The following is a 13,672-nucleotide window of genomic DNA, read 5'->3' on the forward strand; positions in this document are numbered from 1 at the left end:
GTGACACGTGGCACGGACCAAACCGGCCCCCAAGCGGGCTAAACCCAAAATCGTGCTCGTGCTGGGCGGCGCGCGCTCGGGCAAGAGCGAATATGCCGAGGCGCGCACACGCGCGTTGCGGGCCCCGCGCGCCAAGGCGCTGTATCTCGCGACCGGCCAAGCGCACGACAAGGAAATGGCCGCGCGCATCGCCACGCATAAAGCGCGGCGCGGCGCCGGCTGGGCGACGATCGAAGCGCCGCTCGATATCGCGCGCGTCATCGCCACCCACGCCAAGCCGGGCGCGCCGATCCTCGTCGACTGCCTCACGCTGTGGCTGTCGAACCTGATGCACGCCAAAGCCGACATCGCCACCGAAATCGCGAAGCTCTGCGCAGCGCTGAAAGCGGCAAAAGGCCCGGTCGTGCTCGTCTCCAACGAGATTGGCCTCGGCATCGTGCCCGACAACAAACTCGCCCGCGCATTCCGCGACCATGCGGGCCGCATCCACCAAGACGTCGCCCGCGTGGCGAGCGACGCGATTTTCGTCGCGGCCGGTCTGCCGCTCGCCTTGAAAGGAAAAACAGTATGAACCGCATCCCCGCGACGATCGTCACCGGCTTTCTGGGGGCGGGCAAGACGACGCTGCTGCGCAAGCTCGCCGCCAACGCCAAGGGCAAGCGCATCGCCTTCGTCATCAACGAATTCGGCGAACTCGGAATGGACCGCGAGCTGTTGCTGGGCTGCGCGGAAGAAGGCTGCGCGCCCGGCGACGTGATCGAGCTCGCCAATGGCTGTATTTGCTGCACCGTCGCCGACGATTTCCTGCCGGCGATCGAAAAGCTGCTCGACCTGCCCGAGCCGCCCGATCACATCGTGATCGAAACCTCGGGCTTGGCGCTGCCCAAGCCGCTGGTCCAAGCGTTCAACTGGCCGGGCATCAAAACGCGCACGACGGTCGACGGCGTGGTCACGCTGATCGACGGGCCCGCGATGGCGGCGGGCCAATTCGCGGAGGATGAAGCGGCCCTCGAAGCACAGCGCCGGGCCGATCCCAATCTCGATCACGACAATCCGATCGAGGAAGTGTTTACCGACCAGCTCGCCTGCGCCGATCTGGTCGTGCTGACCAAGACCGACGCGCTCGACATGGTCGATCGCGCGCGGCTGGAAGCGGAACTCACCGCCAAATTGCGCGCGGGCGCGAAGCTCGTCGGCGCGGCGCATGGCGAGATCCCGCCCGAAGTGTTGATCGGGCTGGACGCGCACGCCGAAGACGATCTCGCCACGCGCCCCAGCCATGCCGATGCGGAAGGCGAGCACGATCACGACGATTTCGATTCGCGCGCGTTGAAGCTGGGCGAGATCGCCGATCCCACCGAATTCGTCGCGAAGCTCGAAGCCGCGATCGCCAAGCACGACGTGCTGCGCGCCAAGGGCTTTCTGTCGGTGCCCGGCAAGAAGATGCGCTTGGCGGTGCAGGCCGTGGGCCCGCGCATCGAACGCTATTTCGACCGGCCGTGGACGGCGGACGAGCCCCGCGCCTCGCGCCTCGTGGTGATCGGCCGCAAAGGTCTCGATTTCGACGCGATCCAGGCGGCGCTTGCCTGATGCATCTTCTCGCGGCCCAGCAAGGTGCGATCCTCGACGCCGATGTTCCGGTCGATCTGGAACAATCGGCGGCGGAGATCGCCTTGCTGACGACCGCGGATTCGGAAATCGCGTGCCTTGCCCGCGCGCGCCAAGCCGCCGGCGGGTTCAACGGCTTACGCCTTGCCAATCTTCTGGCGCTGAAACATCCCTACGCCGTCGATCTTTATGTCGAGCGCACGCTGCAAAGCGCCAAGCTGATCGTGGTGCGCTTGCTCGGCGGGCGCGGCTATTGGCCCTATGGCATCGACCGGCTGGTGGAGATCGCGCGCAAGACCGGCGCCAAACTCGCCTTGTTGCAAGGCGAGGAAAAAATCGACACCGACCTCGCCGCGTTCTCGACGGTCGATGCGCAATCGTGTGCGCGGCTCAGCGAGTATTTCGTCCAAGGCGGCCCGGCGAATTACGCCAACCTGCTCGCCTTTCTCGGCGATCTCGCTCATGGCACGAACAACGCCGCTGAACCGGTCGCGATCCCGCGCGCCGGATTGCACGCGCATAAACATGCGCGGCCCGGTGCCCCGGTCGCCGCGATCGTTTTCTATCGCGCACATTATCAAGCCGGTGATATCGCCCCCATCGACGTGCTGATCGAAAAACTCGCCGCGCGCGGATTGGATGCGCGGGCGATCCATGTCGCGAGCTTGAAGGACAAAGCCGCCGCCGCGTTCCTCGCGGCCGAATTCGCGGCCCACAAGCCGGCGGTCGCGATCAACTTAACCGGCTTCGCGGTCGGCGACGGCGATCCGTTGGCGGCGCTGGACGTGCCCGTGTTGCAAGCCGTGCTCGCCGCCGAAACGCGCGAAAGCTGGGCGCAGAGTACGCGCGGTCTCGGGCCCCGCGACGTGGCGATGAACGTGGCGCTGCCCGAACTCGACGGGCGGATTTTCAGCCGCGCGATCGGTTTTAAAGGTCCGCTGGGCCGCGACGCCGCGACGCAAGTCGAACTCGTCGGTTTCGCGGCCGATGAAGGGCGCTGCGCGTTCGTCGCCGATCTCGCCGCCGCCTGGGCAAAGCTGGGCCGCACCAAACCGGCCGACCGGCGCATCGGCCTGATCCTTGCCAATTATCCTGGTAAGGACGGGCGTCTCGCCAACGGTGTCGGTCTCGACACGCCCGCCTCGACCGTCGCGATTTTGCAGGCGCTGAAAGACGCGGGCTATGCGGTCGCGAACGCGCCCGACGATTCCGCGGCATTGATGGCGAAGCTGATCGCCGGGCCGACGAATGCGAAGAAGCTGGCGCATGGCGGTGTGCGCCTGCCCCTCGCCCGCTATCGCGACTTCTTCGGCACGTTGCCGCAAGCGGTGCAGAACGCCGTGATCGCGCGCTGGGGTGCGATCGAACACGACCAGCGCGTCGACGGCGATGATTTCGTGCTGCCGATCCACGAATTCGGCACTATCGCGGTCGCGATCCAACCGGCGCGCGGCTACGAGATCGATCCCAAAACGAGCTATCACGATCCCGCTTTGGTGCCGCCGCATGGCTATCTCGCCTTCCATGCCTGGATGCGCGACCGGCATGCGCTCGTTTTCGTCGGCAAGCACGGCAATCTCGAATGGCTGCCGGGCAAGGGCTTGTCGCTATCGGAAAACTGTTTTCCGGAAGCGGCCCTTGGCCCCATGCCCGCGATCTATCCCTTCATCGTCAACGACCCCGGCGAAGGCACCCAAGCCAAGCGGCGTATTTCGGCGGTCGTGATCGACCATCTGACGCCGCCTTTGACGCGCGCGGGCGCTTACGGCGCGCAAGCGGCCCTCGAACGCCTGATCGACGAGTACGACGAGGCGCGGCGCCTCGACCCGCGCCGGATGAAACCCATCGCGGCGGAGATCCTGGATCTCGCCACGCGCAGCGGTGTCGCCGACGAATGCGGCATTACGCCCGACGCCGCCCTCGACGACGCGCTCGCCAAGCTCGATGCGGGGCTTTGCGATCTCAAAGATCTGCAAATCCGCGACGGCTTGCACATCTTCGGCACGACGCCGGATGGCAAGCAGCGCGACGACACGCTGGCGGCGATCGCGTCGGGCAGCAAAGCCGATCCCGAAAAACTCGCCGCCGATTTCGACATCAGCGGTTCGCGCGAAATGGCGGCGTTGCTCGCGGCCCTCGACGCGCGGCGCATCGCACCCGGCCCATCGGGGGCGCCCACACGCGGCCGGGCGGACGTGCTGCCCACGGGCCGCAATTTCTATTCGGTCGATACGCGCGCCGTGCCCACGCCCTCAGCCTGGGCGCTGGGCTGGAAATCGGCCGGCATGCTGCTCGACCGCCATGTGCAGGAACATGGCGATTGGCCGCGTGCCGTCGCGCTGTCCGCCTGGGGAACCGCCAATATGCGCACCGGCGGCGACGATATCGCGCAAGGCCTGGCGCTGATGGGCGCCAAGCCCGTGTGGGACCCGACCAGTTTGCGCGTCACGGGGTTCGAGATCATGAGCCTCGATCTGCTCGACCGGCCGCGCGTGGACGTGACCTTGCGCGTGTCCGGATTTTTCCGCGACGCGTTCGCCTCGCTGATCGATCTGTTCGATTCGGCCGTGCGCGCCGTGGCGGCGCTGGACGAGCCCGCGCATTTGAACCCGCTGGCCGCGCGTGCGCGCGAAGAAGGCGACGCGACGCGCGTGTTCGGCTCGCAACCCGGCGCCTATGGGGCGGGCTTGCAAAGCCTGCTCGACGACGGCGGCTGGTCGTCGCGCGACGATCTGGCCGAGGCCTATCGGCGCTGGAGCGGCTTCGCCTATCGCAGCGGCGCCGAAGGCGTGGACGCGCACGCCGCATTTGCGAAACGCCTCGGCCAGATCGAAGCTGTGCTGCACAACCAGGATAATCGCGAGCACGATTTGCTGGATTCCAGCGAGTATCATCAATTCGAAGGCGGGCTTGCCGCCGCCGTGGCGCAAGCGCGCGGAGCGGCGCCGACGATCTATCACAACGATCACTCGCGGCCCGAATCGCCCAAGATCGGCACGCTGGGCGAGGAGATCGCGCGCATCGTGCGCGCGCGCGCCGCCAATCCCAGATGGATCGAAGGCTGCAAGCGCCACGGCTACAAGGGCGCCTTCGAAATGGCGGCGACGGTCGACTATCTGTTCGCCTTCGCCGCGACCACCGACGCCGTCAAGGACCGCCATTTCGACGCGCTGTTCGACGCGTATTTGCGCGACGACGCGACAAGGGCGTTCATCGCCGATTCCAACGCGCCCGCTTTGCGCGAAATGACCGAACGCTTCATCGAAGCGCGCGCGCGCGGACTGTGGCGCCCGGGTGCGAACGACACGCCCGCCATTCTCGAAAGTCTGATCGCATGACCGATACCGAACACGCCGAGAAAATGCGCCGCATCAAAGCCGCGCGCGACAAGATGATGGCGGGCAAGAGCGGCGAAAAAGGCCTGCTGCTCGTGCATACCGGCAAGGGCAAAGGCAAGTCGTCGTCGGCCTTCGGCATGGCGCTGCGCTGCCTGGGCCACGGCATGAAGGTCGGCATCGTCCAATACGTGAAGGGCGCTTGGGATACCGGCGAAGCGCGATTCCTGGCGCGGTTTCCCGAGCTTTGCGAGATCAAGACGCTGGGCGAAGGCTTCACCTGGGAGACACAGGACAAGGCGCGCGACATCGCCGCCGCCGAACGGGCCTGGGCCGAATCCGCGCGCATGCTTGCCGATCCTTCCTATGCGATGGTGATCTTGGACGAGATCAACATCGCCTTGCGCTACGACCTGATCCCGTTGGCGCAAGTGCTGGAAGCGATCGCCGCCCGGCCGCCCTTGCAGCACGTTGTTGCCACGGGGCGCAACGCGCCCGACGCGCTGATCGAGATCGCCGATCTCGTCACCGAGATGACGCTGGTGAAGCACCCGTTCCGCGACGGCATCAAGGCGCAGAAGGGCGTCGAGTTCTAAGCGATGGCCGCGAAGGCGATCATGTTCATGGGCACGGGCTCCGACGTCGGCAAGTCGCTGATCGTCGCGGGCCTCGCTCGCGCCTTCGCGAATCGGGGCCTACGCGTTGCCCCCTTCAAGCCGCAGAACATGTCCAACAACGCGGCCGTCACCGAAGACGGCGGCGAGATCGGCCGCGCCCAAGCCTTGCAAGCGCGGGCCGCGCGCATTCCCGCCAGCGTCCATATGAACCCGGTGCTGCTGAAGCCCGAAAGCGACACCGGCAGCCAGATCGTCGTGCACGGCCAGGTCACGGGCCGTGCCACCGCGTGCGACTATCATGCGCTGAAGCCGAAGCTGCTCGGCGCCGTGCGCGACAGCTTCGCGCGGCTGAAAGCGCAAGCCGATCTGGTGCTGGTCGAAGGGGCCGGTTCGCCCGCCGAGATCAATCTGCGCAGCGGCGACATCGCGAATATGGGCTTCGCGATTTCCGAGCGCGTGCCCGTCGTGCTGATCGCCGATATCGAGCGCGGCGGGGCCATCGCGTCAATCGTCGGCACGCTTGCCGTATTGGAGCAAGACGAACGCGCGGCGATCGTCGGGTGCCTGATCAACAAATTCCGCGGCGACGCGACGCTGTTCGATTCCGGCGTCGCCGAAATCGAACGACGTGCGGTTCCCTGCTTGGGCGTGATCCCCTATTTCGCGCGCGCACGCGATTTGCCGCCCGAAGATTCGGTCGGGCTGGAACAACGCCATGCGGGCCGCGCCGGCGCGATCAAGATCCGCGTGCCGCGTTTGCCGCGCATCGCCAATACCGACGATCTCGACCCGTTGGCGGCCGAGCCGGATGTCGATCTGGCGTTGCTCGAACAAGGCGACGCGTTGCCGGGCGATTGCGACGTGGTGCTGTTGCCCGGCTCGAAGGCCACACTCGGCGATCTCGCTGCCTTGCGCGAGAATGGCTGGGATATCGACATCGCAGCACACCGGCGGCGCGGCGGCTGGATCGTCGGGCTCTGCGGCGGCTATCAAATGCTCGGCATCAAGATCGCCGATCCCGCCGGTCTCGAAGGCCCCGCCCAAGAAGCGGTAGGACTTGGCCTGCTCGACGCGACCTCCGTGTTGGCGCGCGAGAAGATTTTGCGCCGCGTGGAATCGCGCGACGCGATTACCGAGTTGCCGATCGCGGGCTACGAAATCCATCTCGGCGAAACCTGGTCGAACGAAGCGCCCTTGCTGTCGCTCGACGGCGTGCCGGAAGGGGCGCGCAGCGCGGATGGCCGCGTGATCGGGTCCTATATCCATGGACTGTTCGCGTCGGACCACTACCGCGCGTCGTTCCTGGCCCAAGTGCGCGCACGCCCGGATTCGGGGCTCGCCTTCGAAGCGCGCATCGACGCGACACTGGACGCGCTGGCCGATCACATCGCCAAAGCGGTCGATCTCGACCGATTGCTGGAATTGGCGCGATGAAACTAGAGCGCCATTCGGCCGAGGCCAATCGCGGCGAAGAGCAGCGCGTTGACCAGACACGCGGCGACGAACAGCCACAAGGCGCGGCGCATGTCTTCGAGCGTGGCGCGCGCCCGGCCCTGGCCGATCCATGGATCGTTGACGATCTCGCTGCCGTAGCGGCGTGGGCCCGCCAAAGCGAGATTCAAAGCGCCGGCGAACGCGCCTTCGGGCCAGCCCGCATTGACGGATTTATGCTTGCGCGCGTCGGCGATCGCCGTCTTGACCGCCGCGAAGGGCTTGGCGCCGGGCGCGACCAAGGCCGCCACCGCCACGATCAACGTGGACAGGCGCGCGGGGATGAAATTCATCGCCGTGTCGAGGCGCGCGGCAAAACGGCCGAAATCCAGATAACGCTCGCTGCGATGCGCGATCATCGAATCGAGCGTGTTGACGGCCTTGTAGAAGAACAAGCCCGGCAGGCCGAACACCGCGTACCAGAAGCACGGTGCGACGACCGCGTCGGAAAAATTCTCTGCCAAGGATTCGATTCCTGCGCGCGCGACGCCATGCGCATCGAGACTTTCGGGATCGCGGCCGACGATATGCGACACCGCTTCGCGCCCGCCCGCGAGCCCGCCCTTGTCGAGCCCGTCGGCGACCGCGCGCACGTGATCGTAGAGCGAGCGCTGCGCGACCAGAATCGCGACCAGCACGATTTCCGCGATCCAACCCCAGCCGCGCGCGCGCAAGGCGTAAAGCAACGCGAAACCGATCCCGGCCGCCAGCGCGCCGACGATCAGGACCGTCAGCGCGCCGCGCGCGCGCCGTTCGGCGGCCGAACGCTGCGGGCGGTTGAGTTTCGTTTCCAGAAACGCGATCAGCTTGCCGAGCCACTGCACCGGATGGCCGATCACGCCGAAGACCGGGCGCATTTCGCCGACCACGGCGTCGAGTGCCAAGGCGGCGGCCAAGATCAACAAAGGATCGAAGGGTGCGGCGTGGGGAAACATCGGCGCCACCTTGGCCGCCTTGACCGATTCGGTCAATTCCAACGCGGATGTCGGGCATGATCGTAACGATCGGTATCGGCTGCAAAAGCGGCGCAGCCTCCAGCGAGGTATTGGAGCTGGTGCGCGCGACGCTTGCAGACGCAAGGCTTTCGCCCAGTGCCGTCGCCTGCGTCGCGACGATCGACCGCAAAAAGGACGAAGCCGCGATCGTCGAGCTCGCGGCCAGGTTCGGCGTGCCCGCGCGGTTTTTCTCGGCCGCCGATTTGGCGGCGGAAACGCGCATCGCACAAGCATCGGAACACGTCTTGGACGCGGTCGATACGGCGTCGGTATCGGAAGCGGCGGCGTTGCTGGCCGCCGGACCGGACGCCAAATTGATCGTGCCCAAGCGCAAATCGGCGCACGCGACTTGCGCCATCGCCGCGACCGGAGATGTGCGATGACCGTTTCATTTATCGGCGCCGGGCCCGGCGCGCCCGACCTGATCACCTTGCGCGGATTGGAGCGCATCCGGACCGCCGATCTGGTGCTCTTTGCGGGGTCGCTGGTGCCCGAAGCGGTCGTGGCGCAGCGCCGCGCGGGCGTCGACGCGATCGACACCGCGCCACTAACGCTCGACGCGATCGTCGCGAAAATCGAAGACGCGCATGCCAAAGGCTGGAACATCGCGCGCGTGCATTCGGGCGATCCGTCGATCTACGGCGCCATCGCCGAACAGATGCGCCGTCTCGACGCCGCCGGCATTCCCTACGAGGTCGTGCCCGGCGTGCCCGCCTTCGCCGCGATGGCCGCATCGCTCAATCTTGAACTCACGCTGCCGAATATCGTGCAGTCGATCGTGTTGACGCGCGTGTCGTCGCGCGCATCGGCGATGCCGGCGGGCGAAGATCTCGCCGCCTTCGCGCGCACGGGCGCCACACTCGCGATCCATCTGTCGATCGCGGGCCTCGACAAAATCGTCGCCGAATTGACGCCGATCCTGGGCGCCGATTGCCCCGCGATCGTCGGGCATCGCGTGTCGTGGCCCGATCAGGCGTTCGTGTCCGGCACGCTGGCCGATATTCGCGACAAGACAATCGCGGCAGGTTTCAAGCGCACCGCGCTGATTTTGATCGGGCGGGGTTTAACCGGTGCGGCGCAAGCCGCCGACAGTCGCCTCTACGCCGCCGAGCACACCCGATATTTGCGCGAGTAAATCAGCGCCGCAGCGCGTCGATGACGGCGCGCTTGTTGCCCGCTTGGGCGATATCCAACGCCGTACGGCCGGTCGAATCGGTCTTGTTCTTGTCCGCGCCGCTTCGCAGTAACATTTCGACGATGCGGATGTTGCCTTCGCGCGCCGCGATCATCAGCGCGGTCGAACCGGTGCGATCGTCGAGATCGGGTCTAGCCTTGCCGCGGATCAATTCCTCGACGACCCGCAGATGCCCGCGCTCCGTGGCCCACATCAACGCGGTACGATTGTCGCGATCGCGCCCGTCGGGATTGGCGCGATTTTCCAGCAGCAATCGCACGATATCCGGAAAATTATTGGCGGCCGCGAGCAGCAAAGCCGGCCGGAAGTCGAGATCCGGTTGATTGGGAGAATCGCCCGCATTCAGACGCTGACGGACGGCTTCCAGATTGCCATCGCGCGCCGCCTCGGCCAGAGGTCGGCGCTGGCGGATCTCGATATTCATCTGCGCCCAAGCGGGCATCGCGGCGGCAAGGGAAATCGCGGCCAGAACGGCCCGGCGTGTGATCGTCATGGGCCGGGATTAGAGCGAAGCGGGCGTCGTTTCGTCAAGCCGGGCCGGGGCTGGTATTGGCGGCCTCCGCGCGATAAAGTCGGGGACTGGTTTTCATATGATCAAGCCTATGGAATCTTTGCCTTTCGACATGCCCGAATTCGCGCCGGGCAGCGTGTGGCTGGTGGGTGCGGGCCCCGGCGATCCGGGCCTGATCAGCTTGCTGGGTTATCACGCTTTGCGCCACGCCGACGCCGTCGTCTACGACGCGCTGGTCGATTCGCGCCTGCTGCAAGCCGTGCGCGCGGGCGCGATCGTCGAATACGCGGGCAAGCGCGGCGGCAAGCCCAGCCCCAAGCAGCGCGACATCTCGCTGCGCCTGGTCGAGCTGGCGCGCGCCGGGCATCGCGTGTTGCGCTTGAAAGGCGGCGACCCGTTCGTGTTCGGGCGCGGCGGCGAGGAAGCGCTGACGCTGGTCGGCGCCGATATTCCCTTCCGCGTCGTCCCGGGCATCAGCGCGGGTGTGGGCGGGCTCGCCTATGCCGGCATTCCCGTCACCCATCGCGATGTGAACCAAGCGGTGACCTTCGTGACCGGCCATGGCGTGACCGGCGACGTGCCCGATGGGCTCGATTGGCAAGGCCTCGCCAAAGGCTCGCCCGTCCTCGTCTTCTACATGGCGCTCAAACATCTCGGCACCATCGCCGCCAATCTGATCGCCAGCGGGCGCAACCCGGCCGAGGCGGCCGCGATCGTCGTGCGCGCCAGCCTGCCCGATCAACGCGTGCTGGAGACCACGCTGGGTGCCGCCGCGCGCGACGCTTCGGCGCAGGATTTGCGCCCGCCCGGATTGTTCGTGGTGGGCGACGTGGTGCGCTTGCGCGCCGGGCTGGACTGGCTGGGCGCGATGGCGCATAACCGCCGTCTGGACGCCGATCCGCTGCGCAACGGGCCGCCCGCACGCAGCGCCTGAACGTTCCGAAGACGAAGGAAGAGAGAATGAGCCGGGTTGCCAATATCGCGCGTTTCGCCGTCATCGCCGCATCGCTCGCCGTTTTGGGTGCGTGCGAATCGCGCACGGTTTGGGTCAAGGAAAGCGCGCCCGCCGGGCAGCTCGCCATCGATCAGCGCGATTGCACGCGCGCGGCCAGCGGTTACGGCTATATCGAGCGCGGCTCGTCGACCGGCCTCGACGACGGCCGCGCGATGGGCGGTGCGGGCTCGGTCTCGTCGGATTCCTACCGCCGCTGCATGGAGCAGCGCGGCTGGCGCCGCGAACGGCAGGGCGAAACCGCGCCCGCCGGTTCCCAGCGCACCTAATTTTTTAAATTGAACGGCGGCGGCCTCGTCTTCGCGGCCCCTTCTTCGGGTTCGGGGAAGACGACGCTCGTCCTGGGCCTCGCGCGCGCGTTGCGCGACCGGGGCCTCGCCGTCGCTTGCGCCAAATCCGGCCCCGATTACATCGATCCCGCCTTCCACGCAGCGGCGAGCGGGCGGCCTTGCCGCAACCTTGATCGCTGGGCGATGCGCGAAGACACGCTCGCCGGATTGATTGCCGAGGCGGGTCAAGCGCAGCTTGTCCTGTGCGAAGGGGCAATGGGGCTCTTCGACGGCATCGACGCGCAAGGAACCGGCTCTTGCGCCGACCTCGCGCGCTTCGCCGGCTGGCCGGTGATTTTAATCGTCGATGCGCGCGGCCTCGCCGCCTCCGCCGGACCGCTGGTCGCGGGTTTCGCCAACGCCGCGAACGCGCCGCGCATTGCGGGCGTCATCTTCAATCGCGTGGGCGGCGAGACGCATGCGCATATCTTGCGCGACGCCTTGGCGATTCACGCGCCCGATGTCGTCTATCTCGGCGCAATGCCGCGCGACGCGAAGCTTGTTCATCCCGAACGGCATTTGGGCTTGGTGCAGGCGCGTGAACGCGACGACCTCGACGCGTTCATCGCCCATGCGGCGGCGGTCGTCGCCACGCATGTCGATCTCGACGCGTTGCAAGCGCTCGCCGTGCCCAGCGCGCGCAAGGGAGACACGGCGACACCGCTGCCGCCTTTGGGTTCGCGCATCGCGATCGCGCGCGACGACGCTTTCGCCTTCGCCTATCCCGCGATTTTCGACGGCTGGCGCCGCCAAGGCGCGGAACTCTCGTTTTTCGCGCCCTTGGATGGCGCGACGCCGGAATCGAATGCCGACGCGATCTATCTGCCCGGCGGCTACCCGGAACTTCACGCCGGCAAGCTCGCCGCCGGTCCGTTGCCGCAAGCCTTGCGCGACGCGGCCACGCGGAACGCGACGATCTATGGCGAGTGCGGCGGCTATATGGTGCTCGGCCGCACGATGATCGACGCGAACGGCGTCACGCACGCGATGGCGGGTTTGCTGCCGCTCGACACGTCCTTCGCCGCGCGGCGTTTGCATTTGGGTTACCGGCGCGTCGTTTTGTATGCCGAAACGAAGCTGGGCGCGGCGGGCGGCGCGTTCCGCGCGCACGAATTCCATTACACCGCGATTTTGCGCGAAGGCCCCGGCGAACCGCTGTTCACCGCGTCCGACGCGCGCGGAAAACCCCTTGGTGTCATGGGCTTGCGGGCCGGACCGGTGTTCGGATCCTTCGCCCATCTGATCGACAGGGATGCATGCGATTCATGACGCAGTGCAGCAATGATGCTTGCTTTCGCGCCGAATAGGACTAGCGTGGTGCGACAAATAGAAGCAAGTCTTCGGGCGAAATCGGAATGCTTTATCAGATCTACGATCTGCATCAGACGATGCTGTCGCCGGTGCGTTTGGCCGCCGAAACCATGCAGCAGGTGTTCAGCCATCCGCTGATGCCGATGAGCTATACGCGCATGGGCCGCGCGCTCGCCGCCGGGGCGGAGATGGTGGAGCGCGCGACGCGCCGCTACGGCAAGCCCGCATTCGATTTGAACTTCACTGTGATCGACGGCGACGAAACGCCGATCGCCGAACAGGTGGTCGCGAGCAAGCCGTTTTGCGATCTGCTGCATTTCGCGCGCGCGACGAAGCATCATCGCGACGACCCCAAAGTGCTGGTCGTGGCGCCGATGTCGGGCCACTACGCCACGCTGCTGCGCGGCACGGTCGAGGCGTTGCTGCCCGACCACGATGTCTACATCACCGATTGGATGAACGCGGCGCATGTGCCGCTGGCCGAAGGCACGTTCGGCCTGGACGACTATATCGACTACGTGATCGAGTTCCTGGAATTCCTCGGTCCCGACACGCATGTGATCGCCGTGTGCCAGCCCTCCGTGCCGGTCTTCGCGGCCATCGCGCTGATGTCGGCCGAGACCCCGGAAGCCGCGCCGCGCTCGATGACGCTGATGGGCGGGCCGATCGACACGCGCGTGAACCCCACCAAGGTGAACCAGCTCGCGGCCGACCGCTCGATCGAATGGTTCGAACGCACGGTCGTGCAGACCGTGCCGCCGGGCTATCAGGGCTTCATGCGCCGCGTCTATCCGGGCTTCATCCAATTGTCGGGATTCATGAGCATGAATCTCGACCGCCATGTCGGCTCGGCGATGAAGCAGTTCAACCACCTCGTGCGCGGCGACGGCGAAAGCGCGCAAGGCCATCGCGCGTTCTACGACGAGTATCTCTCGGTCATGGATCTCGACGCCGCGTTCTATCTGGAAACGGTGCGCATCGCCTTCCAGGAACATGCGCTGCCCGAAGGCACCTGGGTCAGCCGCAATCGCAAAATCGACGGCGGCGCCATCCGCAATACGGCACTGCTGACGGTCGAAGGCGAGTTCGACGACATCTCCGGCGTCGGCCAGACTTATGCCGCACACGCCCTCGCGCCCAACCTGCCCGCCGACAAGCACCGGCATTGGCTGCAGCCCAAGGTCGGCCATTACGGCATTTTCAACGGCAAGCGCTGGCGCGCGGAAATCCTGCCGCAGGTGCGCGGCTTCATCCGCGACAATCGCTGA

The 13,672-nt window shown here is 66.5% G+C and carries 13 protein-coding genes; 11 read left to right on the top strand and 2 right to left on the bottom strand.

Going from position 1 to position 13,672, the window contains the following annotated elements; all coding sequences use genetic code 11:
* The first annotated feature begins 7 nt into the window (after positions 1 to 7).
* The 5 genes from cobU to J0H39_00830 are packed head-to-tail and all read left to right on the top strand — an operon-like array spanning position 8 to position 6,994.
* The gene (gene cobU, locus J0H39_00810) at positions 8 to 571 is read left to right on the top strand and encodes a bifunctional adenosylcobinamide kinase/adenosylcobinamide-phosphate guanylyltransferase (GenBank protein MBN9495265.1); all 564 of its coding nucleotides are present in this window, start codon (positions 8 to 10) and stop codon (positions 569 to 571) included.
* Positions 568 to 1,590, top strand: a complete 1,023-nt coding sequence (cobW, locus tag J0H39_00815; GenBank protein ID MBN9495266.1) for a cobalamin biosynthesis protein CobW — start codon at positions 568 to 570, stop codon at positions 1,588 to 1,590. Before cobU ends, cobW begins: the two co-directional genes overlap by 4 nt.
* Positions 1,590 to 4,946, top strand: coding sequence for a cobaltochelatase subunit CobN (cobN, locus tag J0H39_00820; protein MBN9495267.1), 3,357 nt, complete (start codon positions 1,590 to 1,592; stop codon positions 4,944 to 4,946). The genes cobW and cobN overlap by 1 nt, the downstream gene beginning before the upstream one ends.
* Positions 4,943 to 5,539 carry a cob(I)yrinic acid a,c-diamide adenosyltransferase gene (cobO, locus tag J0H39_00825; protein MBN9495268.1) on the top strand — a complete coding sequence of 199 codons (597 nt, stop codon included), beginning with the start codon at positions 4,943 to 4,945 and terminating at the stop codon, positions 5,537 to 5,539. The genes cobN and cobO overlap by 4 nt, the downstream gene beginning before the upstream one ends.
* A gap of 3 nt (positions 5,540 to 5,542) precedes the next feature.
* Positions 5,543 to 6,994, top strand: coding sequence for a cobyric acid synthase (locus J0H39_00830; protein MBN9495269.1), 1,452 nt, complete (start codon positions 5,543 to 5,545; stop codon positions 6,992 to 6,994).
* Positions 6,995 to 6,996: 2 nt separating this feature from the next.
* Here the strand turns inward: J0H39_00830 and cobD are convergent, their stop codons facing one another.
* Complete coding sequence (gene cobD / locus J0H39_00835) at positions 6,997 to 7,986, bottom strand: cobalamin biosynthesis protein CobD (protein MBN9495270.1); 990 nt, start codon at positions 7,984 to 7,986, stop codon at positions 6,997 to 6,999.
* Between the two features lie 56 nt (positions 7,987 to 8,042).
* Here cobD and J0H39_00840 point away from each other — a divergent pair, with 56 nt between their 5' ends.
* Positions 8,043 to 8,429, top strand: coding sequence for a cobalamin biosynthesis protein (locus J0H39_00840; protein ID MBN9495271.1), 387 nt, complete (start codon positions 8,043 to 8,045; stop codon positions 8,427 to 8,429).
* The gene (gene cobM / locus J0H39_00845) at positions 8,426 to 9,181 is read left to right on the top strand and encodes a precorrin-4 C(11)-methyltransferase (protein ID MBN9495272.1); all 756 of its coding nucleotides are present in this window, start codon (positions 8,426 to 8,428) and stop codon (positions 9,179 to 9,181) included. Before J0H39_00840 ends, cobM begins: the two co-directional genes overlap by 4 nt.
* A gap of 1 nt (position 9,182) precedes the next feature.
* Here the strand turns inward: cobM and J0H39_00850 are convergent, their stop codons facing one another.
* The gene (locus J0H39_00850) at positions 9,183 to 9,734 is read right to left on the bottom strand and encodes an ankyrin repeat domain-containing protein (GenBank protein ID MBN9495273.1); all 552 of its coding nucleotides are present in this window, start codon (positions 9,732 to 9,734) and stop codon (positions 9,183 to 9,185) included.
* 109 nt (positions 9,735 to 9,843) lie between these two features.
* Between J0H39_00850 and cobA the strand changes: the two genes are divergently transcribed.
* From cobA to J0H39_00870, 4 genes are all read left to right on the top strand, one after another.
* Entirely contained in the window at positions 9,844 to 10,686 is an 843-nt protein-coding gene (gene cobA / locus J0H39_00855) for a uroporphyrinogen-III C-methyltransferase (protein ID MBN9495274.1), read from the top strand.
* 26 nt (positions 10,687 to 10,712) lie between these two features.
* Positions 10,713 to 11,033, top strand: coding sequence for a hypothetical protein (locus J0H39_00860; protein MBN9495275.1), 321 nt, complete (start codon positions 10,713 to 10,715; stop codon positions 11,031 to 11,033).
* Between the two features lie 9 nt (positions 11,034 to 11,042).
* On the top strand, positions 11,043 to 12,362 hold the full coding sequence (locus J0H39_00865; protein MBN9495276.1) for a cobyrinate a,c-diamide synthase: 1,320 nt from the start codon (positions 11,043 to 11,045) through the stop codon (positions 12,360 to 12,362).
* An 86-nt stretch (positions 12,363 to 12,448) separates the two neighbouring features.
* Positions 12,449 to 13,672 carry a polyhydroxyalkanoate depolymerase gene (locus J0H39_00870; protein ID MBN9495277.1) on the top strand — a complete coding sequence of 408 codons (1,224 nt, stop codon included), beginning with the start codon at positions 12,449 to 12,451 and terminating at the stop codon, positions 13,670 to 13,672.

Source organism: Alphaproteobacteria bacterium, from assembly GCA_017308135.1.
Classification (GTDB): Bacteria; Pseudomonadota; Alphaproteobacteria; order CACIAM-22H2; family CACIAM-22H2; genus Tagaea.

Coding starts and splice junctions, on each gene's coding strand:
- J0H39_00850 (MBN9495273.1), bottom strand. CDS start 9,734: ATGACGATCACACGCCGGGCCGTTCTGGCCGCGATTTCCCTTGCCGCC.
- cobO (MBN9495268.1), top strand. CDS start 4,943: ATGACCGATACCGAACACGCCGAGAAAATGCGCCGCATCAAAGCCGCG.
- cobA (MBN9495274.1), top strand. CDS start 9,844: ATGGAATCTTTGCCTTTCGACATGCCCGAATTCGCGCCGGGCAGCGTG.
- cobM (MBN9495272.1), top strand. CDS start 8,426: ATGACCGTTTCATTTATCGGCGCCGGGCCCGGCGCGCCCGACCTGATC.
- J0H39_00870 (MBN9495277.1), top strand. CDS start 12,449: ATGCTTTATCAGATCTACGATCTGCATCAGACGATGCTGTCGCCGGTG.
- J0H39_00860 (MBN9495275.1), top strand. CDS start 10,713: ATGAGCCGGGTTGCCAATATCGCGCGTTTCGCCGTCATCGCCGCATCG.
- cobW (MBN9495266.1), top strand. CDS start 568: ATGAACCGCATCCCCGCGACGATCGTCACCGGCTTTCTGGGGGCGGGC.
- cobN (MBN9495267.1), top strand. CDS start 1,590: ATGCATCTTCTCGCGGCCCAGCAAGGTGCGATCCTCGACGCCGATGTT.
- cobD (MBN9495270.1), bottom strand. CDS start 7,986: ATGTTTCCCCACGCCGCACCCTTCGATCCTTTGTTGATCTTGGCCGCC.
- J0H39_00830 (MBN9495269.1), top strand. CDS start 5,543: ATGGCCGCGAAGGCGATCATGTTCATGGGCACGGGCTCCGACGTCGGC.
- J0H39_00840 (MBN9495271.1), top strand. CDS start 8,043: ATGATCGTAACGATCGGTATCGGCTGCAAAAGCGGCGCAGCCTCCAGC.